This is a genomic window from Variovorax sp. S12S4 (assembly GCF_023195515.1).
In the GTDB taxonomy this organism is placed as follows: domain Bacteria; phylum Pseudomonadota; class Gammaproteobacteria; order Burkholderiales; family Burkholderiaceae_C; genus Variovorax.
Window position 1 is genome coordinate 4,004,739 of record NZ_JALPKR020000002.1, and the last position, 22,820, is coordinate 4,027,558.

Consider the following 22,820-nt stretch of genomic DNA (forward strand, 5'->3'; position numbering starts at 1 on the left):
ACTAGTCGGCGGAGGCGGATCGCATGCCGAGCTTGCGCAGCATCCGGTGGAAGTTGCTGCGGTCGATGCCGGCCTCGCGCGCGGCGTTGGCCACATGTCCGTTGTGCCGCGCGAGCGCATCCGCGAGCCATGCACGCTGGAAAGCGGTCGTTGCTTCGCGCAACGTGCCGCCGAAGACGGATACGCCTGCCTGGCCGGTGTCTGTTGGCGTCGTGGCAAGCGGCGGCTGCGCAGCCGCCGCCGCATGGCCGCCGGCAACCGCGGCATCCAGCGCCAGGTGGTGCGGCTCGATCGCCGTCCAGCGCGCGCCGCGGCCCTGCTCCGGGAAGGCCCTGAGCGATGCGCGGCTGATGACATGCTCGAGCTCGCGCACGTTGCCCGGCCAGCCATGTGCAAGGAGGGCGGCCTTCGACGCAGGTGAAAGCCGCAGGTTGCGCGCACCCAGCCGATGCTGGTTTTCTTCGAGGAAGCCGCCGGCCAGCGCCACCACGTCGCGCCCGCGCTCGCGCAGCGGCGGCACCACCAGCGGATAGACCGAGAGCCGGTGGTACAGGTCGGCACGGAAGCGGCCCTGCGCGATGGCGGCGGGCAGGTCGCGGTTGGTGGCCGCAATCACGCGCACGTCGACCTTCAGCGTCCGGTCGCTGCCGGGCCGCTGCACCTCGCCGCTCTGCAGCACGCGCAGCAGCTTGGCTTGCACCGTCAGCGGCAGTTCGCCCACTTCATCGAGAAAGAGCGTGCCGCCGTCGGCAATCTCGAACTTGCCGTTCCTGTCCTGCACCGCGCCGGTGAATGCGCCGCGCTTGTGGCCGAAGAGTTCGCTGTCGGCGAGCGTCTCTGGCAATGCCGCGCAGTTCACCTGCACCAGCGGCTGGTCGCGCCGCCGCGAGCGCGCATGAAGGCGCTGCGCCACCAGGTCCTTGCCCACGCCCGTCTCGCCGAGCACCAGCACAGTGAGGTCCGATGCCGCGACCGTATCGATCTCGCTGCACAGCTTCTTCATGGCGGCACTGCTCCCGAGCAGTTCGCGCGTGGCACCGGGCCCCGAGCGCAACGCCTGCGCCACGGCCTGCTCGCGCATGGCGCGTGCTTCCATCTCCTGGATCGTATGGGCGGATTCGATGCCGGTTTCCACCAGCGCAACGAGCGCGTCGAGCTGTGCCGGGCTCACCGATTCGAACGCGCCGGGCTCCAGCGCATCCAGCGTCAGCAGGCCCCACACGGCGCCGCGCAGGCGAAGCGGCGCCCCCATGCAGTCGTGCACCGGCAGGATGCCCGGCTGGCCCGCCACGAGCCCGTCATAAGGATCGGGCAGGCCGCAGTCGTGCGCAAAGCGCAGGCCTTGCCCGCTCTCGAGCAGGCGCGCAAAGCGCGGGTGCGATGCCACCGGAAACTGCCGCCCCAGGGTCTCGTCGCTCAGGCCGTCCACGGCAAGCGGTCGCAGCACGTCGCCATCGAGCCGCAACAGCGCGGCGGCATCGCACCGCACCAGGCCGCGCGCCGCGGCAAGAAGCGAGCGGTAACGCTGGCCTTCGGAAGCGGCGTCGGGCTCAGTCGTGGTCAGAACGACACTTTGTGTGATCATAAATACAACATGAATGCTGTGGCGAATTTGACCACGCATCGAAAATCCCCAATGGTGGCGGGCACTTGCGCAGCACCTGCGACTGGCACGGATCGTGAGAGAGAAGAAGCATCTCAACTGCCATCGTCGAGCCACAGATGAACCCGCAAACCATCGCCATCGTCAAGGCCACCGTCCCCGCGCTCCAGGCGCACGGAGAGGCCATTACCAGTCACTTCTACCGGATCATGTTCGAAGGCCATCCGGAGGTGAAGGCGTTCTTCAACGAGGCGCACCAGGCCGCCGGCAGCCAGGCGCGCGCACTCGCGGGCGCCGTGCTGGCCTATGCCATGCACATCGACCGGCTCGGCGAAATGGCCGGCGCGCTGCCGCGGATCATCCAGAAGCACGCGGCACTGGGCGTGCTGCCGGAGCACTACCCGGTTGTCGGCGGCTGCCTCCTGCAGGCCATCAAGGACGTGCTCGGCGACGCCGCCACCGACGAGATCATTGCCGCATGGGGCGAAGCCTACGAGTCGCTCGCGGCCATCCTGATTGCCGCCGAAGAAGAGGTCTACCGCAACAACGCCGCACAGCCCGGCGGATGGCGCGGCGAGCGCGAGTTTCGCGTTGCGCGGCGCGAGAAGGAGAGCGAAGTCATCACCTCCTTCTACCTGGAGCCCACCGACGGCGGCCCGCTGCTCGCGTTCTCGCCCGGCCAATACCTCACGCTGGTGCTGAACATCGACGGCGAGCCGCTCAGGCGCAACTACTCGCTGTCCGATGCGCCGGGCAAGCCCTGGTACCGCGTCAGCGTCAAGCAGGAAGAGGGCGGCAAGGCGTCGAACTGGCTGCATGAGAACGCGGCCGTCGGAACGGTCCTGAAGGCGCAGGCGCCCTGCGGCGACTTTGTGCTGCAGCCCGCGGGCGAGCAGTCGCGTCCGCTGGTGCTGGTAACGGGCGGCGTTGGCATCACGCCAGCCATGAGCATGCTCGAATCCGTGGCGCACACCGGCCGGCCGGTGCACTTCATTCATGCGGCGCGGCATGGCGGCGCCCACGCATTCCGCGAGCGTGTCGATGCACTGGCGGCGCAGCATGCCAATGTGAAGCCGCTCTATGTGTACGACACGCCGCGTGAATCCGACCGGCCGCACGCCACCGGCTTCGTCACGCGCGAGTTGCTCGCGCAGCAACTGCCGGCCGACCGCGACGTCGACCTGTACTTTCTCGGCCCCAAGCCCTTCATGAAGGCGGTGTATGCCAACAGCCTCGAACTGGGCGTACCGAGGCAGCAGCTGCGCTACGAGTTCTTCGGGCCGCTCGAAGCGCTGGAGGCGTAAAGGTCAGCACGGCGCGTTCAGCGCCTACCGCAGCACCAGCACGGGCAGCATCGATTGTGCGAGCACATGCTGCGTTTCGCTGCCCAGCAGCAGGCGCTTGATGCCCTTGCGGCCGTGCGAAGCCATCACGATCAGGTCGCTCTTGTGCTTTTTCGCGGCGGCGACGATCGACTCCGCCACGAGATCGGAATTGGCCGTCGCCGTCTTGACTCGCACACCGCTCTGCTCGGCGCGCGACTTGACGGTGTCGAGCATGGCCTGGGCCTTGTCGGCCCACTGCTTCTCTATGAGCGCAATGTCCTCGGGGGAGAACGACATCGCGCCGTCGAAGTAGCCTTTCGGGTAGCGCGGAACCACGTTGAGCGCCACCAGGTCGGCGTCGTGCGTTGCGGCGAGTGCAATGGCGCTCGTCACGGCCTTCTTCGAAAGCGCCGAACCGTCCGTGGCGACGAGGATGCGTTTGAACATGATGAGGGTCTCCGAAAGTCTGTGCCGCGAGCTTAGGGAGGCGGCGGCGCCGGGGGTTGATGCAGATCAACCGGCGCCATGGCGGCCGCCCTTAGCCTTGCGCGATGCAAGCTGCGCTCGCCCCGTTCTCTCCACCTTCATCGCCCATGCCGGCCTCCAGCGAGGCATGGCGGGTACTGGACGATTCCGCCGAATGGCCGGTGTTCGGCCGCTTGCTGGAAGGCGATGCGGGCACGGGCCGGTGGGAGTCGCAGATCGCGGTGGAGGGCATGCATTGCGCCGCTTGCGCATTCACGGTCGAGGCTGCCTTGCTGCAAGTGCCGGGCGTGCTCGAAGCGCAGGTCAATGCCGCGAGCCATCGTGCGCGCGTGGTGTGGTCGGCGGCGGCCACGCGGCCTTCGCGCTGGTTCGAGGCGGCGGCCGCCGCCGGATACCCGCTGTTGCCGGCCTCGAACAGCTCCGCGCGCGAACGTCGTGCAAGGGAACTGCGGCTCGCGCTCTGGCGCTGGCTCGTCTCGGGCTTTTGCATGATGCAGGTGATGATGTATGCCTACCCGGCCTACATCGCGCAGCCGGGGGAGATGACGGCCGACGCTGCGCAGCTGCTTCGCTGGGCCTCCTGGGTGCTGACGCTTCCGGTGCTGTTCTTCTCGTGCGGACCGTTCTTCCGCAGCGCATGGCGGGACCTTCGCCATGCGCGCATCGGCATGGACGTGCCGGTTGCCTTCGGCATCGCCATCACCTTTGCCGTCAGCAGCGCGGCTACCTTCGACACCGCGGGCGTGCTGGGCGGCGAGGTGTATTTCGACTCGCTCACCATGTTCGTGTTCTTCCTGCTCACCGGCCGGTGGCTCGAGGCGCGGCTGCGGGACCGCACGGCCGGCTCGCTCGATGCGGTGATGAACCGGCTGCCCGACAGCGTCGAGCGGCTCGAACCCGGCGGCGACTGGCGGCGCGTGGCCGTAGGGCGCCTGGCGGTGGGCGACGTGGTGCGCGTGCTGCCGGGCGAGGCCTTTCCCGCGGACGGCGTGCTGATCGACGGCAACACTAGCACCGGCGAGGCGCTGCTTACCGGTGAATCGCGCCCGGTGCCCCGGGCCTGCGGCGAGCGCGTGCTCGCGGGCAGCCACAACCTCTCGGCCGCGGTGCAGGTGCGCATCGAGTCGGTGGGCGAGGGCACGCGCTTTGCGCAGATCGTCCGGCTGATGGAAAGCGCCGCATCGAGCAAGCCGCGGCTGGCCCAACTGGCCGACCGCATCGCGCGTCCGTTTCTTGTGCTGGTGCTGTTGTCGGCGGCGGGCGCCGCTGCGTTCTGGTGGCATGCGGACACCGGCAAGGCCCTGATGGTGGCTGTGGCAGTGCTCATCGTGACCTGCCCGTGCGCGCTGTCCCTTGCCACGCCGGCTGCCATGCTCACCAGCGCAGGCGCGCTGGCCCGCGGCGGCGTGCTCACGGCCAACCTGCAGGCGCTGGAAGCACTGGCCAGTGTCGACACGGTGGTGTTCGACAAGACGGGCACCTTGACCGGCGACACGCCGCGACTCGAGCGCGTGTACTGCCGCCAGGGCCTGCGTCCCGGCGATGCGTTGGAGATAGGCGCGGCGCTCGGCGCGCACTCCCTTCATCCGGGGGCACGTGCGCTCGTGAACGCATGGAATGCGCAGTTCCGTACTGCGCCTGCCTGGAACGTGACCCGGCCGGCCGAACTCGCGGGCCTCGGCCTCGAAGGCCTGCTGTGCCGGCGCGCCGGCGACGAAGATGCCGCGCGTCGCGTGCGGCTCGGCTCCGCAAGCCATTGCGGCGTGGCGCCGCTGCAGGTCGATGCACCGCAGGTTCACCTCTGCGACGAGCAGGGCTGGATCGCGAGCTTCGTGCTTGCCGAGGAACTGCGCGCGGACGCCGCCGCCGCCGTGGCCGCGCTGCAGGCGGAGGGCATCACGGTGCGCCTGCTTTCGGGCGACCGCGACAGCGCCGCCCGCGAGATCGCGGCGCGCGCCGGCATCGAGTTTGCGCAGGGCGATTGCGAGCCCGAAGACAAGCTGGAGGCGCTGTGGCGGCTGCAGGCCGAGGGCCGGCAAGTCGCGATGGTGGGCGACGGCCTCAACGATGGCCCTTCGCTGGCACGCGCCAATGCATCCTTCGCCTTCGGAAACGCGGTGCCGCTCTCGCGCGCGCGGGCCGACTTCGTGGTGCTCGGCGATGCGCTCGCGGCCATTCCACGCACCATTGCGCAGGCGCGCCGAACGCTGCGCGTGGTGCGGCAGAACCTTGCGTGGGCTGCCGGCTACAACGCCCTGTGCGTGCCGCTGGCCGTGGCGGGATGGCTGCCCGCGTGGCTCGCAGGCATCGGCATGGCAGCCAGTTCGCTGGTGGTGGTGCTCAACGCCGCGCGGCTCGCCGCCCCGGGCAACGCACCAGCGAGTGGAGCGGGGCGCTGATGGACATCCTCTTCCTGCTCATTCCGCTGTCGGTCATGCTGGTGCTCGTCATCCTCGGCGGGCTGTGGTGGGCCATCGAGCGGGGCCAGTTCGAAGACGTCGACGTGGAGGCCGACCGGATCCTGCGCGGCGATTGATCTGCATCAAACCCCGTGTCGGGTTGCAAAGAGACACTGCCTGCAGTCCACCAACAGGCACCACGATGCAAGAACCCAATTCCCCCGCAGCGGTCTACGACGACACCGTCGTGCGGCAGTTCGCCCTCATGTCCGTGGTCTGGGGCGTGGTCGGCATGCTCGTCGGCGTGATCATCGCCTCGCAGCTGACCTGGCCCGAGCTCAACCTCGGCATTCCATGGCTCGGCTACGGACGGCTGCGCCCACTGCACACCAACGCGGTGATCTTCGCGTTCGGCGGCTGTGCGCTCATGGCCACCAGTTTCCACGTGGTGCAGCGCACCTGCCAGGTCCGGCTGTTTGCGCCGGGGCTCGCATCCTTTGTGTTCTGGGGCTGGCAGGCGGTGATCGTCGCGGCCGCCATCAGCCTGCCGCTGGGCTACACCACGGGCAAGGAATACGCCGAACTCGAATGGCCCATCGACATCCTCATCGCAGTGGTGTGGGTGGCCTACGCGGTGGTGTTCTTCGGCACCATCGGCGTTCGCAAGGTGCGCCACATCTACGTTGCCAACTGGTTCTTCGGCGCCTTCATCATTGCGGTGGCGCTGCTGCACATCGTCAACAGCGCGGAAATTCCGGCGGGCTGGATGAAGAGCTACTCGGCCTATGCCGGTGTGCAGGACGCCATGGTGCAGTGGTGGTACGGGCACAACGCGGTGGGCTTTTTCCTCACGGCGGGCTTCCTCGGAATGATGTACTACTACATCCCCAAGCAGGCTGCGCGCCCGGTGTATTCGTACCGGCTTTCCATCGTCCACTTCTGGGCGCTGATCTTCACCTATATGTGGGCCGGCCCGCACCACCTGCACTACACGGCTCTGCCCGACTGGACGCAGTCGCTCGGCATGGTGTTCTCGCTCATCCTCCTGGCGCCCAGCTGGGGCGGAATGATCAACGGGGTGATGACGCTCTCGGGCGCCTGGCACAAGCTGCGCACCGATCCGATCCTGCGCTTCCTGATCGTCGCGCTCTCGTTCTACGGCATGGCCACCTTCGAGGGCCCGATGATGTCCATCAAGACCGTCAACGCCCTGAGCCACTACACCGACTGGACCGTGGGCCACGTGCATGCCGGCGCATTGGGCTGGGTGGGCTTCATCACCATGGGCTCGCTCTACTACCTGATTCCGCGCATGTACGGCCGGACCGAGATGTACAGCGTCAAGGCCATCGAAGCCCACTTCTGGGTCGCCACCATCGGCATCGTGCTCTACATCGCGGCCATGTGGATCGCGGGTGTGATGCAGGGCCTGATGTGGCGCGCCATCAACCCCGACGGCACGCTCACCTACACCTTCGTGGAGAGCGTGAAGGCCACCTTCCCGTTCTACCTGGTGCGGCTGGTCGGCGGCCTGCTGTACCTCGGCGGAATGCTGGTGATGGCATGGAACGTGTGGATGACCGTCATCTCCGGGCGCTCGGTGCGCGCCGTGATTCCGGCCGCCGCCATTGCCCACGCTTGAGAAATCAGCCATGAATACGAAAACCGAAACCAAGACCGGCTTCACCCACGAGAAGGTGGAGACCAACAACCTGCTGATGATCGTGCTCATTCTGGTGGTGGTCGCCATCGGCGGGCTGGTCGAGATCGTGCCGCTGTTCTTCCAGAAGTCGACCACCGAGCCCATCCAGGGACTGAAGCCGCCCACCGCGCTGCAGTTGGCCGGGCGCGACGTTTACCTGCGCGAGGGTTGCTACAACTGCCACTCGCAGATGATCCGCCCGTTTCGCTCGGAGACGCTGCGCTACGGCCACTACTCGGTGGCGGGCGAATTCGTCTACGACCACCCGTTTCAATGGGGCAGCAAGCGCACCGGCCCCGACCTGCACCGCGTGGGCGGCAAGTACAGCGACGAGTGGCAGCGCATTCACCTGAACAACCCGCGCGACCTGGTGCCCGAGTCGAACATGCCGGCATATCCGTGGCTCGGCAAGACGGTGGTGGATGCCGAGGCCATTCCGCGCCGCATGCGCGCGCTGCGCCATGTCGGCGTGCCGTACACGGACGAAGAGATTGCCGGCGCCGCCGAAGAAGTCCGCGGCAAGACCGAGCTGGACGCCACCGTGGCGTACCTGCAATCGCTGGGCCTCACGCTCAAGTAGGGAGCAACCGAACCATGACCGACATCACCACCCTGCGCGTTGCCGCGACCCTTCTGTGCTTTGCGCTCTTCGTGGGCATCGTGGCGTGGGCCTATGCCCGCCGCAACACGGCCCGCTTCGAGGAAGCCGCCCGGCTGCCGTTCGAGCAAGACTGAAGAAGAGGGCCCCCGATGAGCGATTTCGTCAACAACTTCTGGTCCAACTACATTGCCGCCGGCACCGTGCTGAGCATTCTCGGATGCATGCTGCTGCTGTGGCTCACCGCGCGCAAGCGCGTGCCTTCGGACGCCGACAACACCACGGGCCACGTGTGGGACGAGGACCTTCGCGAAGCCAACAACCCGCTGCCCATGTGGTGGGTCGGCCTCTTCGTGCTGACCATCTTCTTCTCGGCCGGCTACCTGGTGATCTTTCCGGGCCTGGGCAGCTTCAGCGGACAGGCGAACTGGAGCACCGAGTCCGAGTACGGCACCGAAGTGGCCAAGGCCAACAAGGCGCTGGAGCCCGTGTATGCCGCCTACGACAACATGCCCGCGGAAGACATTGCCCGCAACCCGAAGGCCATGGCCATCGGCGAGCGCCTGTTCATGAACAACTGCTCGCAATGCCACGGCTCCGATGCGCGCGGCAGCAAGGGCTTTCCCAACCTGACCGACAAGGACTGGCTGCACGGCGGCACGCCCGAGAAGATTGCCGAAAGCATCACCAAGGGCCGCATCGGCGTGATGCCCCCATGGCTGCGGCAGTGGGCTCGCAAGACGACGTGAAGAACCTGGCGAACTACGTGCTGAGCCTTTCGGGCGAGCCGCACGATTCGGTGCGCGCGGGCCTCGGCAAATCGAAGTTCACGGCTTGCGCCTCGTGCCACGGCATCGGCGGTGTCGGCAACCAGGCGGTGGGCGCGCCCAACCTCAGCGACAAGGTGTGGCTCCACGGCTATGGAGAGGCGGCCATCGTGCAGCTCGTCAACGCCGGCAAGCACAGCGCCATGCCCGCGCAGGAAGGGCGGCTGACCGAGGCGCAGATCAAGCTGCTTTCCGCCTACGTATGGGGCTTTTCCAACGCCCCGGCCGCAGGGCCCTGACGCCGGCGCACCATGGACTCATCCGCACCCGCGAGCCCCGCCTCGCGCAAGATCATTCCGATTGTTCCGGCCGGCGCTGAAACGGGGGGCTTTACGAGGCCACGAAGAAGATCTATCCGCGCAGCGTTCGCGGCGTGTTCGCGCGATGGCGCTGGGCAATGGTCTTTCTGACGCAGCTGGTGTTCTACGGCATGCCGTGGGCGCAGTGGGGCGAGCGGCAGCTGGTGCTGTTCGACCTGGCCGCGCGGCGCTTCTACGTCTTCGGATGGGTGCTGTATCCGCAAGACCTGATCTACCTCTCGGGCCTGCTGGTGGTCAGCGCGCTGGCGCTTTTTCTCTTTACCGCCGTGGCCGGGCGGCTGTGGTGCGGCTACGCCTGCCCGCAGACGGTGTACACCGAAATCTTCATGTGGGTGGAGCACAAGATAGAGGGCAACCGCACCGCACGCATGCGGCTCGACGCCGAGCCGATATCGGCCGAGAAGCTGGTGAAGAAGTGGTTCAAGCACCTGGTGTGGATCGGCATTGCGCTGTGGACCGGCTTCACCTTCGTGGGCTACTTCACGCCCATCCGCGAACTGGGCATGGCCTTCCTGCAGACCCGCATGGGCTCTTGGGAGGTGTTCTGGGTGTTCTTCTACGGCTTTGCAACGTACGGCAACGCGGGCTTCATGCGCGAGCAGGTGTGCAAGTACATGTGCCCGTACGCGCGCTTCCAGAGCGCCATGTTCGACCGCGACACGCTCATCGTCACCTACGACCCGAAGCGCGGGGAGCCGCGCGCGCCGCGCCGCAAGGGTCCCGATCCGCGCGGCATGGCGCTGGGCGACTGCATCGACTGCGGGCTCTGCGTGCAGGTGTGCCCCACGGGCATCGACATCCGCGAGGGGCTGCAATACGAGTGCATCGGCTGCGGCCTGTGCGTGGACGCCTGCGATACGGTGATGAAGAAGATGGCCTATGCGCCCCGGCTGATCCGCTACGACACGCAGAACGGCACGGAGGCCGGCTGGTCGCGCCGCCAGCTGATGCGCCGCGTGCTGCGCCCCCGCGTGCTGGTCTACACCGCCGTGCTGGCGCTGCTGATGGCGGGGCTGCTTGCCAGCCTGGTCACGCGCACGCCGCTCAAGGTCGACGTGGTGCGCGACCGTGCATCGCTCGCCCGCATCGTCGAGGGCGGCCGGCTCGAGAACGTCTACCGCCTGCAGATCATGAATGCCACCGAAGAGCCGCGCGGCTACCGCATTGCCGCGCACGGCATCGAAGGGCTCAGCGTCTCGCCCGACGAGCGCGTCACTGTCGGACCGGCGCAATCGCGATGGGTCGCCGTGCGGCTCCAGGTGCCCTATGGCGCGGCATCGGCCGGCTCGCACCCGGTGTACTTCGACATTCGCGAAGAGGGCGCGGGCGGGGTCCAGGTGTCTGAAAAAGCGGTGTTCCTTGTGCCGCGCTGAAGGAATGGAAATGAACGCAACAAGAAACGAACCGGCGGCGAATGACCGGTGGTGGCGGCACCCTTTGCTGTGGATGGTAATTGGGGGCCGGCGCTGGTGGTGGTCGCGAGTTTCGTGACCTTCTGGTACGCCTGGGGCAGCCCCGACCCGCTGGTGTCGGCAGACTACTACCGCCGGGGCGTCGAGATCAACAAGACCCTGGCGGACAAGAAGCTGATGCCCGCGCTTGCCGGCAGGAATCACGCGGCAACCCCGGCCGAAGCCGTGCCCTTGCCGCGCCGCGAGGCCGCGCCATGAGCGGCTCGCGCCAGCTGATCGGCATTCTGTGGCCTTCGTTCCTGCTGGCCTGCGCCATCGAGATCCTGGTGTTCGCGCTGGTCGATCCGTCCGATCTGCATTGGGGCGGCGAAGCACTGCGGATGTCGCGCCAGGGTGTCTACACCGTGGCTTTCTTTCTTTTCTGGGGCATGGCGGCGGCTTCCAGCGCATTCACCGCGCTGCTGGCCGAGCCGCCGTCCCGCGACCTTCCAGGACGTGCGCAATGACATTGCCTTCCACCGCCTGCGCCGACGTTGCCGACACCGCACCCCTGCCAGCCACCGTGCTGCGGCAGTTCGATGTTGCCGGCCCGCGCTATACCTCTTACCCCACCGCGGACCGCTTCGTGGAGGCCTTCGGCGCGGACGACTACGCCTCGGCGTTGCGCGCGCGGCGCGATGCCGGTGCCTCCGCGCCGCCGCTTTCGCTCTATGTGCATATTCCGTTCTGCGAATCGCTTTGCTACTACTGCGCCTGCAACAAGGTTGTGACGCGGCACCCCGAAAGGGCCGTGCAGTACCTGGCCTACCTGGAGCGTGAAACCCGGCTGCAGGCCGCGCAGCTCGGCCGCCGCGCCACCGTGAGCCAGCTGCACCTGGGCGGCGGCACGCCCACTTTCCTGAGCGATGCGCAGTTGGCAGGCCTTCTTGCCATGCTGCGCGAATCGTTCGACCTCGCTGCCGGCGGCGAGCAGTCCATCGAAATCGACCCCCGCACAGTCGATGCGGCCCGACTCGCGAACCTGGCGGCCCTGGGCTTCAACCGGCTGAGCTTCGGCGTGCAGGACTTCGATGCCGACGTGCAGAAGGCCGTGCACCGCATCCAGCCGGCGCACCAGGTGCTCGGGCTCATGGCCGATGCGCGGGCGCTGGGCTTCGAGTCGATCAACGTCGACCTGATCTACGGCCTGCCGCGCCAGAACGATGCGTCTTTCGCGCGCACGATGGACCAGGTCTGCGAGCTTCGGCCCGACCGGATTGCGCTCTATGCCTACGCCCATCTGCCCGAGCGCTTCAAGCCGCAGCGGCGCATTGCGGCCGAAGAACTGCCCGATGCCGAGACGCGGGTGCGCATGCTCTCCAGCGCCATTGCAACGCTCACCGCCGCGGGCTACGTCTACATAGGCATGGACCATTTCGCACTTCCCGGCGATCCGCTGGCGGTGGCCAAGCGGCAGGGGCGGCTGCAGCGCGACTTCCAGGGCTACAGCACGCAGCCGGAGGGCGACCTGGTGGCGCTGGGTGTTTCCGCCATTGGCCGCGTGGGCGCCACCTACAGCCAGAACGCCAAGACGATGGACACCTACTACGACCTGCTCGACCAGGGGCGTCTTCCGGTGGTCCGCGGCATTGCGCTCTCGCGCGACGACGTATTGCGGCGCGCGGTCATCATGGCGCTGATGTGCAAGGGCCGCGTCGGCTTCGATGCCATGGGCCAAGCACACCGCATCGATTTCCGGCACCACTTCGCGGCCGAGTTCGCGGCGCTTGGGCCGCTGGCCGCGCAGGGCATGGTGCGCCTGACCGACCACGACATCGAAGTCACGCCGCAGGGATGGTTCGTGGTGCGCGCCATCGCGATGGTGTTCGACCGCTATTGCCGCGACAACCGCACCCGCTTTTCGCGCGTGGTCTGAACATGCAGGCCGCGCTTGCCGGTGCCGCTTTGCTGATGGGCCTGGCCGGCGGGCCACACTGCGTGGCCATGTGTGGTGCGGTGTCGGCCGCCGTGATCCGCATCGTGCCGGTTCAGGTTGCGGCTTCGTCCGCAGCCGCAGGTGACACCGCACCGGCTGCGCAGGTGGCATTTCACGTCGGGCGCATCGCAAGCTACGCCGTGGCGGGCGCCGTCGCCGCGGCCAGCGTGAACAGCCTGGCGCTGGCCGGGGTGCAAGTCGCCGCGCTCAAGCCGCTCTGGATGCTGCTGCATGTGTTCGTCTTCGCCTGGGGCGCGACGCTGGCGATCGCGGGGCGGCAGCCGGCGTGGGCACGGCGCGTCGGGCGCACGCTCGAAGCCCGCCTTCGTTCGCACGCGGGAGGCACGCCATGGGGTGTTCTGGCGACCGGCGCGCTCTGGGTGGCCATGCCTTGCGGGCTGCTCTATTCGGCATTGCTGCTTGCCAGCCTGGCCAATGGGCCCGTGCAGGGCGGGGTGGCGATGATGCTGTTCGCCGTGGGCAGCGGACTCTCCCTGGTGCTGGCGCCGTGGCTCTGGCAGCGGCTGCGGTGGAGCGGTGGCGGCTCTCAGGCCTGGGGTGCACGCCTTGCCGGTATCTTGCTCGCGGCCGTGGCGCTGCAGGCGCTCTGGTCCGATCTCGGCCGCCAGATCGAGATCTGGTGCCGCTGAACCCCGTGCGCCGGGGGCGCGCCTTTGTTGACCTGTATCAAAGGCCCGCACGCCACCCGTTCGCAGAATTGCCGCATCTGTCCTAGAGGTGCCAATGCAATCCGTCTTGTTCTCCGGAGTTTTCGATCTTCCATGGTGGGGTGCCGTGCTGGTGGCCTTGGCGCTCACGCACGTCACCATTGCCTCGGTCACCATCTTCCTGCACCGCCACCAGGCCCATCGTGCGCTGGAGCTGCATCCGGTGGCCAGCCATTTCTTTCGCTTCTGGCTGTGGCTGACCACCGGCATGGTCACGAAGGAGTGGGCGGCGGTGCACCGCAAGCACCATGCAAAGTGCGACACGCCCGAAGATCCGCACAGCCCCCAGGTGTTCGGGCTTTCCCGCGTGCTGTGGGGCGGCGTGTTCCTCTACATCCGCGAGAGCAACGTGGCACAGACCATTGCACGCTACGGCCATGGCACGCCGGACGACTGGATCGAGCGCACGCTCTATTCGCGCCACAAGATTCTCGGCATCGTGTTGATGGGCGTGGTGGACATGGCGCTCTTCGGCGCGGTGCCCGGCGGGTTGATCCTGCTCACGCAGATCGCCTGGATTCCGTTCTGGGCCGCGGGCGTGGTCAACGGCATCGGCCACTACTGGGGCTACCGCAACTGGCAGGCACCGGATTCCAGCACCAACATTTCGCCGATCGGCATCCTGATCGGCGGTGAGGAGCTGCACAACAACCACCATGCCTTTCCCAGCTCGGCGAAGCTGTCCAACAAGTGGTACGAGTTCGATGTGGGCTGGCTCTACATTCGCGTGCTGCAGGCGCTCGGCCTTGCCACCGTGAAGCATGTGGCACCGACGGCACGGCTCGCCGCACCCAAGCCAACTGTCGACCTGGAGACCGTGCAGGCAGTCATCCGCTGCCACTACGACGTGCTTTCGAGCTACGGCCGCTCGCTGAAGCAGGCCTATGCCGAGGAGTTCGGCCGGCTGCGCCGCCTTTCTCCACGCGAGGCGCGCTCGCTGCAAGCGGTGAAGCGCTGGCTGCCCAAGGACGAACGCATGCTCGACGAGTCGCGGCGCGTACGGGTTGCAACGGCTTTGCGCGGATCGCATGCACTGGCCACGATGTACTCGATGCGCCGGGAACTGACCGCGCTGTGGAGCCGTTCCGCTGCAACCGGCGAACAACTCGTCAAGCAGCTGCAGGACTGGTGCCATCGCGCGGAAGCCAGCGGCATTGCGCCGCTGGCCGAGTTCTCCAGGCGCCTTCGTTCCTACGCCTGAGCCGGGTGTCCCACAGGAGCCGTTCATGACCCACGCGACCATTCGCATCATTCGCCAGGAGCATGCGGCCCTTGCCGCAATGCTGCGCTCCATCACCATGCTGCTGGAGCAGCACCGCCGCAAGGGAACGCGGCCCGACTTCGCCGCCTTGCGGGCCATGCTGTTCTACGTGGACGAATTTCCCGAGAAGCGCCATCACCGCAAGGAGAGCGAGCTGCTGTTTCCCAAGCTGCGCGCCAGAACGCCGATCTCGCGCGAACTGATGGACCGGCTCGACAACGACCATGCCTGGGGCGAGCGAAAGGTGCGCAACGTCGAGCATGCGCTGCTGGCGTTCGAGATGCTGGGCGAGTCGCGCCGGGCTGCGTTCGAGACGGCCATGGCGCAGTACGTCGAGTTCTACCTGGATCACATGTCGGTGGAAGAGCGCGAGATTCTTCCGCTTGCCGAACGGGTGCTGACTGCCGACGACTGGCGCGAGCTCGACGAGGCCTTCGGCAGGAACCGCGATCCGCTCACCGGCTACCGGCCGGAGCGGGAATACGAGGCGCTTTTCACCCGCATCGTGAACATCGTGCCCGCGCCCATCGGCCTGGGGCCTGCATAGCGCGGCAGCAGACATCCGCTCCTCTTCAAGAAAAACCAACCAAGGAACATCATGAAAATTCTTCTCGCCGTGGACGGCAGCGAATACACCGCCCGCATGCTCGACTACATCGGCGCGCACAAGGAATGGGCGAACGCAGGCCATGCGTTCACCGTCTTCAACGCCGTGGTTCCGGTGCCGCACCGGGCCGCGGCATTCGCGGGGCCCGACCTCGTGCACACCTATTACGAGGACGAAGCCCGCGTCGTGCTGCAGCCGGTGCGCGCCGCGCTGGCCGCGCGCGGCATCGAGGCCGCGTTCGCACACAAGGTCGGCCATCCGGCGGACGAGATCGCCGCTTTTGCGGAGCACGGCAAGTTCGACCTCCTGGTCATGGGTTCGCGCGGGGAGGGGGCGTTGACCAACCTCGTGCTGGGTTCCGTCGCCATGAAGGTGCTGGCCCGCTGCACGGTGCCTGTGCTGCTGGTGCGCTGATACACGCCGGACACAAACCATTCACGGAGCGTTACCCACCGACTCCTGCTGTTGTCACTGTGTTGCCGGGCGCTTCATAGCATCCATCCATCGACCCGCGATGCACACAATAAACAGGAGCGTTCACATGTTCAACCCGTCCCAGACCCAGGCCGCCGTACCCGCAATGAGCGGCTTTCTTGCCGCAGGCGCATTGCCGAAGACCGGCGTGGCGGTCCACGAGCGGGCCAGCCACAAACTGATGGAGACGCAAAAGCTGCTGAAGGAGCGCCTGGACCCGCAACGCCGCGTGGTGCATGCCGGCGACGTGGTCTACCAGGCCGGCGAGCGCTTCGGCAACCTCTACATCCTGAACTCGGGTTTCTTCAAGATCGTGAACCTGTCGGCCGACGGCCGCGAGCAGGTGGTGGGCTTGAAGTTTCGCGGCGACTGGCTGGGCTTCGACGGCATTGCCGGGGGCTGCTACTCGTGCGACGCGGTCGCCATGGACACCGGCGAGGTCTGGGTGGTGTCGTACGAGTCGCTGCTGGCCGCCGCCCTTGCCGAACCCGCCTTGCTGCAGGTGTTCCACACGGCAATGAGCCGCGAGATCGCGCATGACCGCGATTCGCTGATGTCCGTGTGCACGCTGCCCGCCGATGCGCGCGTGGCGGACTTCCTGCGCTACTGGGCGGAGTCGCTGGCCGAGCGCGGCATGCGCGCCGACCAGATCACGCTGCGCATGACGCGCGCCGAAATCGGCAACTACCTGGGCATGACGCTGGAAAGCGTGAGCCGCGCGCTCTCGCGGCTGGCGCGCGACAAGGTGATCGAGTTCGTTGAAAAAGGCCGCCGCGACGTGCAGATTCCCGATGTGGGCGCCTTGTCTGCCTTCGTGCAGCGCTGCCTTGCGCCGGCACCCGCCATGCTGCAGTGACCGTCAACTCCACGGCCTGTTCATACAGAGGGCCGATTCGCATGGGTGTTCGCGCAATCACATCAACCGCAATCCCCGGTTGAACTGCATCAAGGTCTTGATCGGCGCCGGCACATTGCCCATCTTCGCGATCTCGGCACGGCCATCTTCGGTGATGCGGATCACAGTGGCCATGCGCGACGATACGTAGGGCGAGGTCGGCTTGAGCGTCGTGATCTCGGCCTCTATCAAGCCTGTGGCCAGGAGCACCGAGACGTGCCGGATCTCTTCCGGATTGGCGACACGAACCGGTAGCTGCACATGCTGCAGCCTGTTCAAGAACGAAAGCGGCATTCGATTCTCCGATGCAGGTGTTGACCCTTTCGGGGGAACACCTCGGGGGCAATCCATGTGCCCAGCCGCGCCCCCCGGTCGCGGTCTACTGGTTGTAGCATCTGCCCGGGTTATCACCTATGCGCCAAATGGCTACGGTCTGGTGGTAGTAGAAAGACTTACTGCATATATCGCTGCGAATCTTTCCGCCGCGATGTCTGGTACAAAAGGCCGATGACCGTTCCACTCGCGGTTTCCCTCGTCGATCTCCTCTTCGGACTGGCGCTCGGGCCCTCCGGCGGGGCAGCTCGCAACCGCTGCTCGCTCGAAGGCCTCGCCTGGAAAAAGTCCAGCGAGGGAGGCGTGCTCGAGGTCGCTATCCAGGAACTGGAAGCGACCGCGCTGCAGTTTGCGTCGGGACCCTTTGTGCTCGACGTAGGCCGCATCGCCGCGCATGCAATCACAGGCGAGGTGCGCACCACCGAGGCCGGCGTGCTGAGCCTCTCCGCCGTCGAGGCAGCCGAGGCCGAGCTCTCGGGGGTCAGGTTGCAGGGGCCCTTGGTCATGCCGCCGCAAATCCAGACGGCGTTGCATGCCCTGCAGGGCGCCGGCGGCGCGGCGCCCACTGCCGGTGGTGCCACAACGCCCCAGGCGGCGGCCGAAGCCTGGCGCTTAGGCCCGCTCGGGCAGGCCGAGGGCACGATTCGCGGGCGGATCACCGATGCGCACCTGCTGTTCGATGCCGATGTGACGGTGCCCATAGAGCATGGCCAGATCGACTTCAACGACGCGACAGTCGAGCACGTGGGCCCGGATTCGCGCATGGGCGTGAGCCGGCTCGGGCTCTATGTCGATGCGCCGAACGGGCGCAGCTACCTGTACCAGTTCGCTTCGGCGCCGCTTGCCGGCGTGGAGTTCGAGCGCCGCGGTGCCTTGCTGAGCCCGTGGGTTTCCGAGCGCGGCAAGCTGCACTTGCAGGCGTTTGCCGAGGCCATGCTGCGCCAGTGCATGGGCGGCCAGGGCCAGGGATTGACCGAACAGGCGCGCCTGCTGCTCGGCCGCACGGCGATTTCGGGCGAGGTGCAGCTCGGCGATGGGGTTCTTGCCGTGCCGGGTGCGCAGGCGCACATGGAGGGCCGCAGCGAGGGGCGCAACGCCGTCGGCATGCGCTCCGATGCGCTCGGCCAGGGACTGACCGTCGAGATGGCTTCGCTCTCAGCGCGAGATGCGGCCGCGAAGTGGCGGGGAGCGCAGCTGGGCTGCGAGAGGAGTACCGCGCGGCTCAAGCTGCAGCTCCTGATCGAAGGCGCGCAGATGCGCTTCGTGATCGAGATCGAGAACTGCAAGCTCGCAGGGCTGCGGCTCGATCTTTAGGGCCGGCCTGGCTCAGGCGGCCTGCGGAAGGTAGCTGGGCCGCGGCGCCGTCATGCCGCGCTTGACCTGCTGGGTGAGTTCGTCGGCCAGCACTTCGTCGTCGCCCGCTTCGAGCCCGTCGAGCGCACGCCTGACGATTTCTTCAGGGCTGGACTTGGGAACGTCGAACCCTTGTGTCATGCCGGTATCGACATAGGCCATGTGCAGCCCCAGCACCTGGGTCTGCTGCGCCGACAGTTCGCTGCGCAAGGCATTGGTGAGCGACCAGGCCGCCGACTTGCTGGCCGAATAGGCCGCCAGCTCGCCGCCGTTCACCCACGATGCAACCGACAGCACATTGAGCAGCGCGCCGCCGCCGTTGGCCTTGAGAACCGGCGCGAAGGCCTTGCTCATGCGCAGCACCGCGAAGAAGTTGGTCTCGAAAATGCGCCGCGCAACCTCTTCGCTGTCGGCTGCGAGAAAGCCTCCCACCTGGGCGATGCCGGCGTTGTTGATCACCAGCGTCACGTCGGACGCCAGCGCTGCGGCGGCCGCCACGTCTTGCGGGTTATTGACGTCCAGCCGCAGCGCCTGAACGCCCGACTGGGTCACAGCCACGGGGTCGCGTGCGCCGGCATACACCTTGCGCGCCGCCGCGGGCGAGCAGCTCGCGTGCAAACACCAGGCCGATGCCGCGATTGGCGCCGGTGACAAGGGCGACGGAATTTTCGATCTTCATGGGAATCTCCAGGGTGGGGTGGGGGGACGAACGAAGCTCACTTGACCTTGATGACGACCTTGCCCTTGGCACGGCCTGCTTCGACATAGGCCAGGGCTTCATTGGTGGAGTCGAACGGGAACACGCGGTCCATCACGGCGCGGATGGCTCCAGCCTCGATCAGGCCGGTGATCTCGCGCAGCTGGCTCCCGTTCGCCCTCATGAAGAGAAACGAGAAACCGACGCCGCGGCCCTTGGCCCTGCGCCGGATGCCCGCGCTCAGGAGCCGCATGACGAGCTTCACGAAGCCGGGCGCTCCGCTTTGCTTGCCGAACTCGGGGTCGGGCGGGCCGGAGATGGTGATGAGCTTTCCGCCGTGCTTGAGCACGTGGAGCGATTTTTCCAGCGTCTTGCCGTCCTGGCTGTTCAGCACCACGTCGTAGTCCCGCAAGACATCCTCGAAGTCTTGCGACCGGTAGTCGACGACGACATCCGCGCCCAGGCTCTTGACGAGGGCCGCATTGGCCGCGCTCGTCGTCGTGGCGACTGTCGCACCCAGGTGCTTGGCCAGCTGGATGGCAAAGGTGCCCACACCGCCCGAGCCTGCCTGGATGAAGACCTTCTGACCCTTCACGAGCGAGGCTTTCTCGACCAGTGCCTGCCACGCCGTCAACGCCACCAGCGGAATGGAGGCCGCTTCCTCCATCGTCAGGTTGTTGGGCTTGCGCGCGAGCGATGCCTCCTTGACCGGAACGAACTCGGCAAAGGTGCCGATACGGAAATCATCGACGCGCGCATACACCTCGTCGCCCGGCTTGAACTGCCGCACGCGCGCGCCGGCCTTCACGACCACGCCCGCCACGTCATGGCCCAGCACCAAGGGCAGGCGGTAGGGCAGGATGAGCTTGAACTCGCCGTTTCGGATCTTGGCGTCCAGCAGGTTCACGCCGGCGGCATGAACCTCGACCAGGACCTCGTCGTCGCGCAGCTCCGGCGTTGGCATCTCCGCCGCTCGCAGTGGCCGCTTCTTGCCGTACCGGTCAAGAACAAAAGCTTTCATGGTCTTCCTTGTTTCCTGGCGGACCCAGGTTTGCGAACGGCGTCGATGCCGGGATATTCAACTTCATTTCGCATGATGTTCATCATATTTTCAGGCAAAGAAAACAGGCATCGTCTGGTGGTGGATTCAAGCAGCGCCGAGGTGCTTCAGTGCGGCTTCGCGCAGGCTGTCCGACAGTGCCGGCTCGTCGACCGCGCGGGCCAGGAGCAGCGTGCCCACCATGGTGGCGACCGTCACAAGGGCCCGCTCATGGGCACCGGGCCGCCCCCAGTCGGGCGACTGGCGGGCGACAAGATCGATCATTTCCTTGACGTGGCGAGTGGTGGCCCGGCGCACCTCCGGCGCCTGGCGCGGCGTTTCAGAACCCAGCGCGGCAAGGGGACAGCCGAGTTCGACCTGCGCCATGTGCTCAGGGGAGAGATAGGTGCGAAGCATCACCGCCAGCGCCTGCTCGGGCGGCGCACTGGCTGCCACGTTGACGGCCACCGCGGCCGACTCGGCACACGCACGGCTTGCCGCTTCAGCCAGCATGGCCTCGCGGGATTCGAAATGGGCATAGAAGGCGCCGTGGGTCAGCCCGGCTTCCTTCATGATGTCCGCGACGCCGGTTCCGCCGTAGCCGCTGCGGCGGATGGCGCGCGCGGCCGCGGACACGATGCGCTCGTGCGACGCTTCCTTGGCAGAGGTTCTGGTTCCGTGCTTTGCGTTTCGCATGATGCTCATCATACATATTTTTTAGAAGTACGCCCACGACGGGTCCATGCATACCGCGCCCCCGGCGTGACCTCCGTGCACAATCGGCCGCATATCGACCCGCTCTCAGTGAATGCGAATACACGAACTCAAGCAACGGCTGCGAGAAGCCGGCGCAGGCCCCAGCCACGAGCAGCGGATCTTGCGGCTCTGGTCGCACGCGCTGCCCCGCAACAGCGGCAGGCGCCTGCCTGGGAGCTTCTTTCCCTCTTCGCTGCTCGAAGCCCTGCCGTCCATTGAAGCCGAGCTTGCGGGGCTGGCGCGCATTCACACCGTGCACGCCGGCGCGGACGGTTCCGAGCGGCTGCTGGTCGCCCTGGCGGATGGCCAGACCGTGGAGAGCGTGCTCCTGCCTCGCGAAGGCCTGTGCGTGTCTTCGCAGGTCGGCTGCGCCGTGGGGTGCCAGTTCTGCATGACGGGCCGGGACGGCTTGCTGCGCCAAGTGGGGAGCGCCGAGATCATTGCCCAGGTTGCGCTCGCGCGCATGCGCCGGCCGGTGCGCAAGGTGGTGTTCATGGGCATGGGCGAACCGGCCCACAACCTGGACAACGTGCTGGAGGCGATCGAGCTGCTCGGCACGGTGGGCAACATCGGCCACAAGAACCTGGTGTTCTCCACCGTGGGCGACGCGCGCGTGTTCGAGCGGCTGCCGCAAGAACGCGTGCGCCCCGCGCTGGCGCTCTCGCTGCACACCACCAAGGCCGGGCTGCGCAAGAAGCTCCTGCCGCGCGCACCCGGTATGACGCCCGAAGAACTGGTCGACGCAGGCGAGCGCTACGCCAGGGCCACCGGCTATCCGATTCAGTACCAATGGACGCTGCTCGAAGGCGTGAACGACGGACCGGATGAGATCGAAGGCATCGTCAGGCTGCTGTCCGGCAAGTTCGGTGTGCTGAACATCATTCCCTTCAACGCAGTGGACGGCGTGGCCTTCAGCCGCCCATCGTGGAGCGCTGCAAGGAGATGGCACGCACGCTGCACCAGCGCGGCATCCTGACCAAGCTGCGCAACTCGGCCGGGCAAGACGTCGACGGCGGCTGCGGCCAGCTGAGGGCGCGCGTGGGCGAGGTGCCGGTGCGGTTCGAGCGGGCAAACCGCAATCCCGCCAATCTTGTTACTCCCGCCCTTCGGCCCGTGGCGCGAAACTGACTCCTGGCCGCCGACGAGCGGTGAGCAAACAGCGGACGAATCGCGCTTCGGCCACGGGGCAGGGGAGTCCGCCAACCCAGGAGATTCGAGCAATGACTGCATCCACAGAGAACGGACAGAAAGACGCGCGTCCCGCCATGAACACGCCTCCCGTCGTGTCGCCCAAGGCGTGGCAAGCGGCCTACGAGCAACTGCTGGTCAAGGAAAAGGCGAACACCCGCGCGCGCGACGCCCTGGCCGCCGAGCGCCGGCGAATGCCATGGATGGCCGTGGAGAAGACGTATGCCTTCGAAGGGCCGGCGGGCAAGGCCAGCCTGGCAGACCTGTTCGACGGGCGGCGCCAGTTGATCGTTTACCGCGCCTTCTTCGAGCCCGGCGTGTTCGGCTGGCCAGAGCACGCCTGCCGGGGCTGCTCGATGGTGGCCGACCAGGTGGCCCATGTGGCCCACCTCAACGCCCGCGATACCACGCTCGTGTTCGTCTCGCGCGCGCCCCAGCAAGAAATCGCGCGGCTCCAGGCGCGCATGGGCTGGGAGATACCGTGGTTCACGCTCACCGACAGCTTCGACGCCGACTTCGGCGTGGACGAATGGCACGGCACGAACGTGTTCTATCGCGACGGCGGCCGCGTGTTCCGAACCTACTTCCTCAACAACCGCGGCGACGAGCAGATGGGCAACACCTGGAACTATCTCGACATCACGCCGCTGGGCCGGCAGGAGGTGTGGGAAGACTCGCCCGCAGGCTATCCGCAGACGCCCACCTACAAGTGGTGGAACTGGCACGACAGCTATGCCGCCGATGCCGCGTCCGACAAGAAATGGGCCGAGGTGTCGGCCGCCGGCGAGGCGGCGTTCCGGGAGCAGAGCGCACGCGCCAAGCCTTGACGCGGCTTGAAGGGC

At 67.0% G+C, this 22,820-nt stretch carries 21 protein-coding genes and 4 pseudogenes; 19 read left to right on the top strand and 6 right to left on the bottom strand.

The window, feature by feature from the left end; translation table 11 throughout:
* Position 1: 1 nt before the first annotated feature.
* Entirely contained in the window at positions 2 to 1,585 is a 1,584-nt protein-coding gene (gene norR, locus M0765_RS19725; protein ID WP_258505509.1) for a nitric oxide reductase transcriptional regulator NorR, read from the bottom strand.
* A gap of 137 nt (positions 1,586 to 1,722) precedes the next feature.
* Here norR and hmpA point away from each other — a divergent pair, with 137 nt between their 5' ends.
* Entirely contained in the window at positions 1,723 to 2,907 is a 1,185-nt protein-coding gene (gene hmpA, locus M0765_RS19730; protein WP_258505510.1) for an NO-inducible flavohemoprotein, read from the top strand.
* Positions 2,908 to 2,931: 24 nt separating this feature from the next.
* Here the strand turns inward: hmpA and M0765_RS19735 are convergent, their stop codons facing one another.
* Positions 2,932 to 3,375, bottom strand: coding sequence for a universal stress protein (locus M0765_RS19735; RefSeq protein ID WP_258505511.1), 444 nt, complete (start codon positions 3,373 to 3,375; stop codon positions 2,932 to 2,934).
* 104 nt (positions 3,376 to 3,479) lie between these two features.
* On the opposite strand from M0765_RS19735, the gene M0765_RS19740 reads away from it, so the two are divergent.
* The 15 genes and pseudogenes from M0765_RS19740 (at position 3,480) to M0765_RS19810 (ending at position 16,573) form a co-directional block, all read left to right on the top strand.
* Positions 3,480 to 5,813 (top strand): heavy metal translocating P-type ATPase, encoded by a 2,334-nt coding sequence (locus M0765_RS19740; protein WP_258505512.1) that lies wholly within the window; start codon positions 3,480 to 3,482, stop codon positions 5,811 to 5,813.
* A complete protein-coding gene (gene ccoS, locus M0765_RS19745) occupies positions 5,813 to 5,950 on the top strand; it encodes a cbb3-type cytochrome oxidase assembly protein CcoS (RefSeq protein ID WP_258505513.1) in 138 nt (45 codons plus the stop codon). Before M0765_RS19740 ends, ccoS begins: the two co-directional genes overlap by 1 nt.
* A gap of 65 nt (positions 5,951 to 6,015) precedes the next feature.
* Positions 6,016 to 7,455 (top strand): cytochrome-c oxidase, cbb3-type subunit I, encoded by a 1,440-nt coding sequence (gene ccoN, locus M0765_RS19750; RefSeq protein WP_258505515.1) that lies wholly within the window; start codon positions 6,016 to 6,018, stop codon positions 7,453 to 7,455.
* A 10-nt stretch (positions 7,456 to 7,465) separates the two neighbouring features.
* Positions 7,466 to 8,095, top strand: a complete 630-nt coding sequence (gene ccoO / locus M0765_RS19755; protein WP_258505516.1) for a cytochrome-c oxidase, cbb3-type subunit II — start codon at positions 7,466 to 7,468, stop codon at positions 8,093 to 8,095.
* A gap of 14 nt (positions 8,096 to 8,109) precedes the next feature.
* Positions 8,110 to 8,250 (top strand): cbb3-type cytochrome oxidase subunit 3, encoded by a 141-nt coding sequence (locus tag M0765_RS19760; RefSeq protein WP_258505517.1) that lies wholly within the window; start codon positions 8,110 to 8,112, stop codon positions 8,248 to 8,250.
* Positions 8,251 to 8,265: 15 nt separating this feature from the next.
* Positions 8,266 to 9,179, top strand: a pseudogene (gene ccoP / locus M0765_RS19765) (cytochrome-c oxidase, cbb3-type subunit III).
* 12 nt (positions 9,180 to 9,191) lie between these two features.
* Positions 9,192 to 10,633: pseudogene (gene ccoG, locus M0765_RS19770) on the top strand (cytochrome c oxidase accessory protein CcoG).
* A 51-nt stretch (positions 10,634 to 10,684) separates the two neighbouring features.
* Positions 10,685 to 10,930 carry a FixH family protein gene (locus tag M0765_RS19775; protein ID WP_446751564.1) on the top strand — a complete coding sequence of 82 codons (246 nt, stop codon included), beginning with the start codon at positions 10,685 to 10,687 and terminating at the stop codon, positions 10,928 to 10,930.
* Positions 10,927 to 11,178, top strand: coding sequence for a hypothetical protein (locus tag M0765_RS19780; protein WP_258505518.1), 252 nt, complete (start codon positions 10,927 to 10,929; stop codon positions 11,176 to 11,178). The genes M0765_RS19775 and M0765_RS19780 overlap by 4 nt, the downstream gene beginning before the upstream one ends.
* Positions 11,175 to 12,587: an oxygen-independent coproporphyrinogen III oxidase gene (gene hemN / locus M0765_RS19785; RefSeq protein ID WP_258505519.1), complete on the top strand. Its 1,413-nt coding sequence runs from the start codon at positions 11,175 to 11,177 to the stop codon at positions 12,585 to 12,587. Before M0765_RS19780 ends, hemN begins: the two co-directional genes overlap by 4 nt.
* Positions 12,588 to 12,589: 2 nt before the next feature.
* Entirely contained in the window at positions 12,590 to 13,297 is a 708-nt protein-coding gene (locus tag M0765_RS19790) for a sulfite exporter TauE/SafE family protein (protein WP_258505520.1), read from the top strand.
* Between the two features lie 94 nt (positions 13,298 to 13,391).
* Positions 13,392 to 14,576, top strand: coding sequence for a DesA family fatty acid desaturase (locus M0765_RS19795; protein WP_258505521.1), 1,185 nt, complete (start codon positions 13,392 to 13,394; stop codon positions 14,574 to 14,576).
* Between the two features lie 25 nt (positions 14,577 to 14,601).
* Positions 14,602 to 15,183 carry a hemerythrin domain-containing protein gene (locus M0765_RS19800; RefSeq protein WP_258505522.1) on the top strand — a complete coding sequence of 194 codons (582 nt, stop codon included), beginning with the start codon at positions 14,602 to 14,604 and terminating at the stop codon, positions 15,181 to 15,183.
* Between the two features lie 51 nt (positions 15,184 to 15,234).
* On the top strand, positions 15,235 to 15,657 hold the full coding sequence (locus M0765_RS19805; RefSeq protein ID WP_258505523.1) for a universal stress protein: 423 nt from the start codon (positions 15,235 to 15,237) through the stop codon (positions 15,655 to 15,657).
* A gap of 127 nt (positions 15,658 to 15,784) precedes the next feature.
* Complete coding sequence (locus M0765_RS19810) at positions 15,785 to 16,573, top strand: Crp/Fnr family transcriptional regulator (protein ID WP_258505525.1); 789 nt, start codon at positions 15,785 to 15,787, stop codon at positions 16,571 to 16,573.
* 57 nt (positions 16,574 to 16,630) lie between these two features.
* On the opposite strand, the gene M0765_RS19815 is transcribed toward M0765_RS19810, so the two are convergent.
* Complete coding sequence (locus tag M0765_RS19815; protein WP_258505526.1) at positions 16,631 to 16,906, bottom strand: hypothetical protein; 276 nt, start codon at positions 16,904 to 16,906, stop codon at positions 16,631 to 16,633.
* A 213-nt stretch (positions 16,907 to 17,119) separates the two neighbouring features.
* Between M0765_RS19815 and M0765_RS19820 the strand changes: the two genes are divergently transcribed.
* Positions 17,120 to 18,259 carry a hypothetical protein gene (locus tag M0765_RS19820; protein ID WP_258505527.1) on the top strand — a complete coding sequence of 380 codons (1,140 nt, stop codon included), beginning with the start codon at positions 17,120 to 17,122 and terminating at the stop codon, positions 18,257 to 18,259.
* 12 nt (positions 18,260 to 18,271) lie between these two features.
* Here the strand turns inward: M0765_RS19820 and M0765_RS19825 are convergent.
* The 3 genes and pseudogenes from M0765_RS19825 to M0765_RS19835 all read right to left on the bottom strand — a co-directional run bounded on the left by M0765_RS19825 (position 18,272) and on the right by M0765_RS19835 (position 20,742).
* Positions 18,272 to 18,977, bottom strand: a pseudogene (locus tag M0765_RS19825) (SDR family oxidoreductase).
* Between the two features lie 37 nt (positions 18,978 to 19,014).
* The gene (locus M0765_RS19830; protein WP_258505528.1) at positions 19,015 to 20,016 is read right to left on the bottom strand and encodes an NADP-dependent oxidoreductase; all 1,002 of its coding nucleotides are present in this window, start codon (positions 20,014 to 20,016) and stop codon (positions 19,015 to 19,017) included.
* 126 nt (positions 20,017 to 20,142) lie between these two features.
* The gene (locus M0765_RS19835) at positions 20,143 to 20,742 is read right to left on the bottom strand and encodes a TetR/AcrR family transcriptional regulator (RefSeq protein WP_258505529.1); all 600 of its coding nucleotides are present in this window, start codon (positions 20,740 to 20,742) and stop codon (positions 20,143 to 20,145) included.
* 100 nt (positions 20,743 to 20,842) lie between these two features.
* Between M0765_RS19835 and M0765_RS19840 the strand changes: the two are divergent.
* Together M0765_RS19840 and M0765_RS19845 are read left to right on the top strand one after the other, a co-directional pair.
* Positions 20,843 to 21,918, top strand: a pseudogene (locus tag M0765_RS19840) (RNA methyltransferase).
* Between the two features lie 92 nt (positions 21,919 to 22,010).
* The gene (locus M0765_RS19845; protein WP_258505530.1) at positions 22,011 to 22,805 is read left to right on the top strand and encodes a DUF899 domain-containing protein; all 795 of its coding nucleotides are present in this window, start codon (positions 22,011 to 22,013) and stop codon (positions 22,803 to 22,805) included.
* The last annotated feature ends 15 nt before the right edge of the window (positions 22,806 to 22,820 follow it).

Coding starts and splice junctions, on each gene's coding strand:
- norR (WP_258505509.1), bottom strand. CDS start 1,585: ATGATCACACAAAGTGTCGTTCTGACCACGACTGAGCCCGACGCCGCT.
- hmpA (WP_258505510.1), top strand. CDS start 1,723: ATGAACCCGCAAACCATCGCCATCGTCAAGGCCACCGTCCCCGCGCTC.
- M0765_RS19735 (WP_258505511.1), bottom strand. CDS start 3,375: ATGTTCAAACGCATCCTCGTCGCCACGGACGGTTCGGCGCTTTCGAAG.
- M0765_RS19740 (WP_258505512.1), top strand. CDS start 3,480: ATGCAAGCTGCGCTCGCCCCGTTCTCTCCACCTTCATCGCCCATGCCG.
- ccoS (WP_258505513.1), top strand. CDS start 5,813: ATGGACATCCTCTTCCTGCTCATTCCGCTGTCGGTCATGCTGGTGCTC.
- ccoN (WP_258505515.1), top strand. CDS start 6,016: ATGCAAGAACCCAATTCCCCCGCAGCGGTCTACGACGACACCGTCGTG.
- ccoO (WP_258505516.1), top strand. CDS start 7,466: ATGAATACGAAAACCGAAACCAAGACCGGCTTCACCCACGAGAAGGTG.
- M0765_RS19760 (WP_258505517.1), top strand. CDS start 8,110: ATGACCGACATCACCACCCTGCGCGTTGCCGCGACCCTTCTGTGCTTT.
- M0765_RS19780 (WP_258505518.1), top strand. CDS start 10,927: ATGAGCGGCTCGCGCCAGCTGATCGGCATTCTGTGGCCTTCGTTCCTG.
- hemN (WP_258505519.1), top strand. CDS start 11,175: ATGACATTGCCTTCCACCGCCTGCGCCGACGTTGCCGACACCGCACCC.
- M0765_RS19790 (WP_258505520.1), top strand. CDS start 12,590: ATGCAGGCCGCGCTTGCCGGTGCCGCTTTGCTGATGGGCCTGGCCGGC.
- M0765_RS19795 (WP_258505521.1), top strand. CDS start 13,392: ATGCAATCCGTCTTGTTCTCCGGAGTTTTCGATCTTCCATGGTGGGGT.
- M0765_RS19800 (WP_258505522.1), top strand. CDS start 14,602: ATGACCCACGCGACCATTCGCATCATTCGCCAGGAGCATGCGGCCCTT.
- M0765_RS19805 (WP_258505523.1), top strand. CDS start 15,235: ATGAAAATTCTTCTCGCCGTGGACGGCAGCGAATACACCGCCCGCATG.
- M0765_RS19810 (WP_258505525.1), top strand. CDS start 15,785: ATGTTCAACCCGTCCCAGACCCAGGCCGCCGTACCCGCAATGAGCGGC.
- M0765_RS19815 (WP_258505526.1), bottom strand. CDS start 16,906: ATGCCGCTTTCGTTCTTGAACAGGCTGCAGCATGTGCAGCTACCGGTT.
- M0765_RS19820 (WP_258505527.1), top strand. CDS start 17,120: ATGACCGTTCCACTCGCGGTTTCCCTCGTCGATCTCCTCTTCGGACTG.
- M0765_RS19830 (WP_258505528.1), bottom strand. CDS start 20,016: ATGAAAGCTTTTGTTCTTGACCGGTACGGCAAGAAGCGGCCACTGCGA.
- M0765_RS19835 (WP_258505529.1), bottom strand. CDS start 20,742: ATGATGAGCATCATGCGAAACGCAAAGCACGGAACCAGAACCTCTGCC.
- M0765_RS19845 (WP_258505530.1), top strand. CDS start 22,011: ATGACTGCATCCACAGAGAACGGACAGAAAGACGCGCGTCCCGCCATG.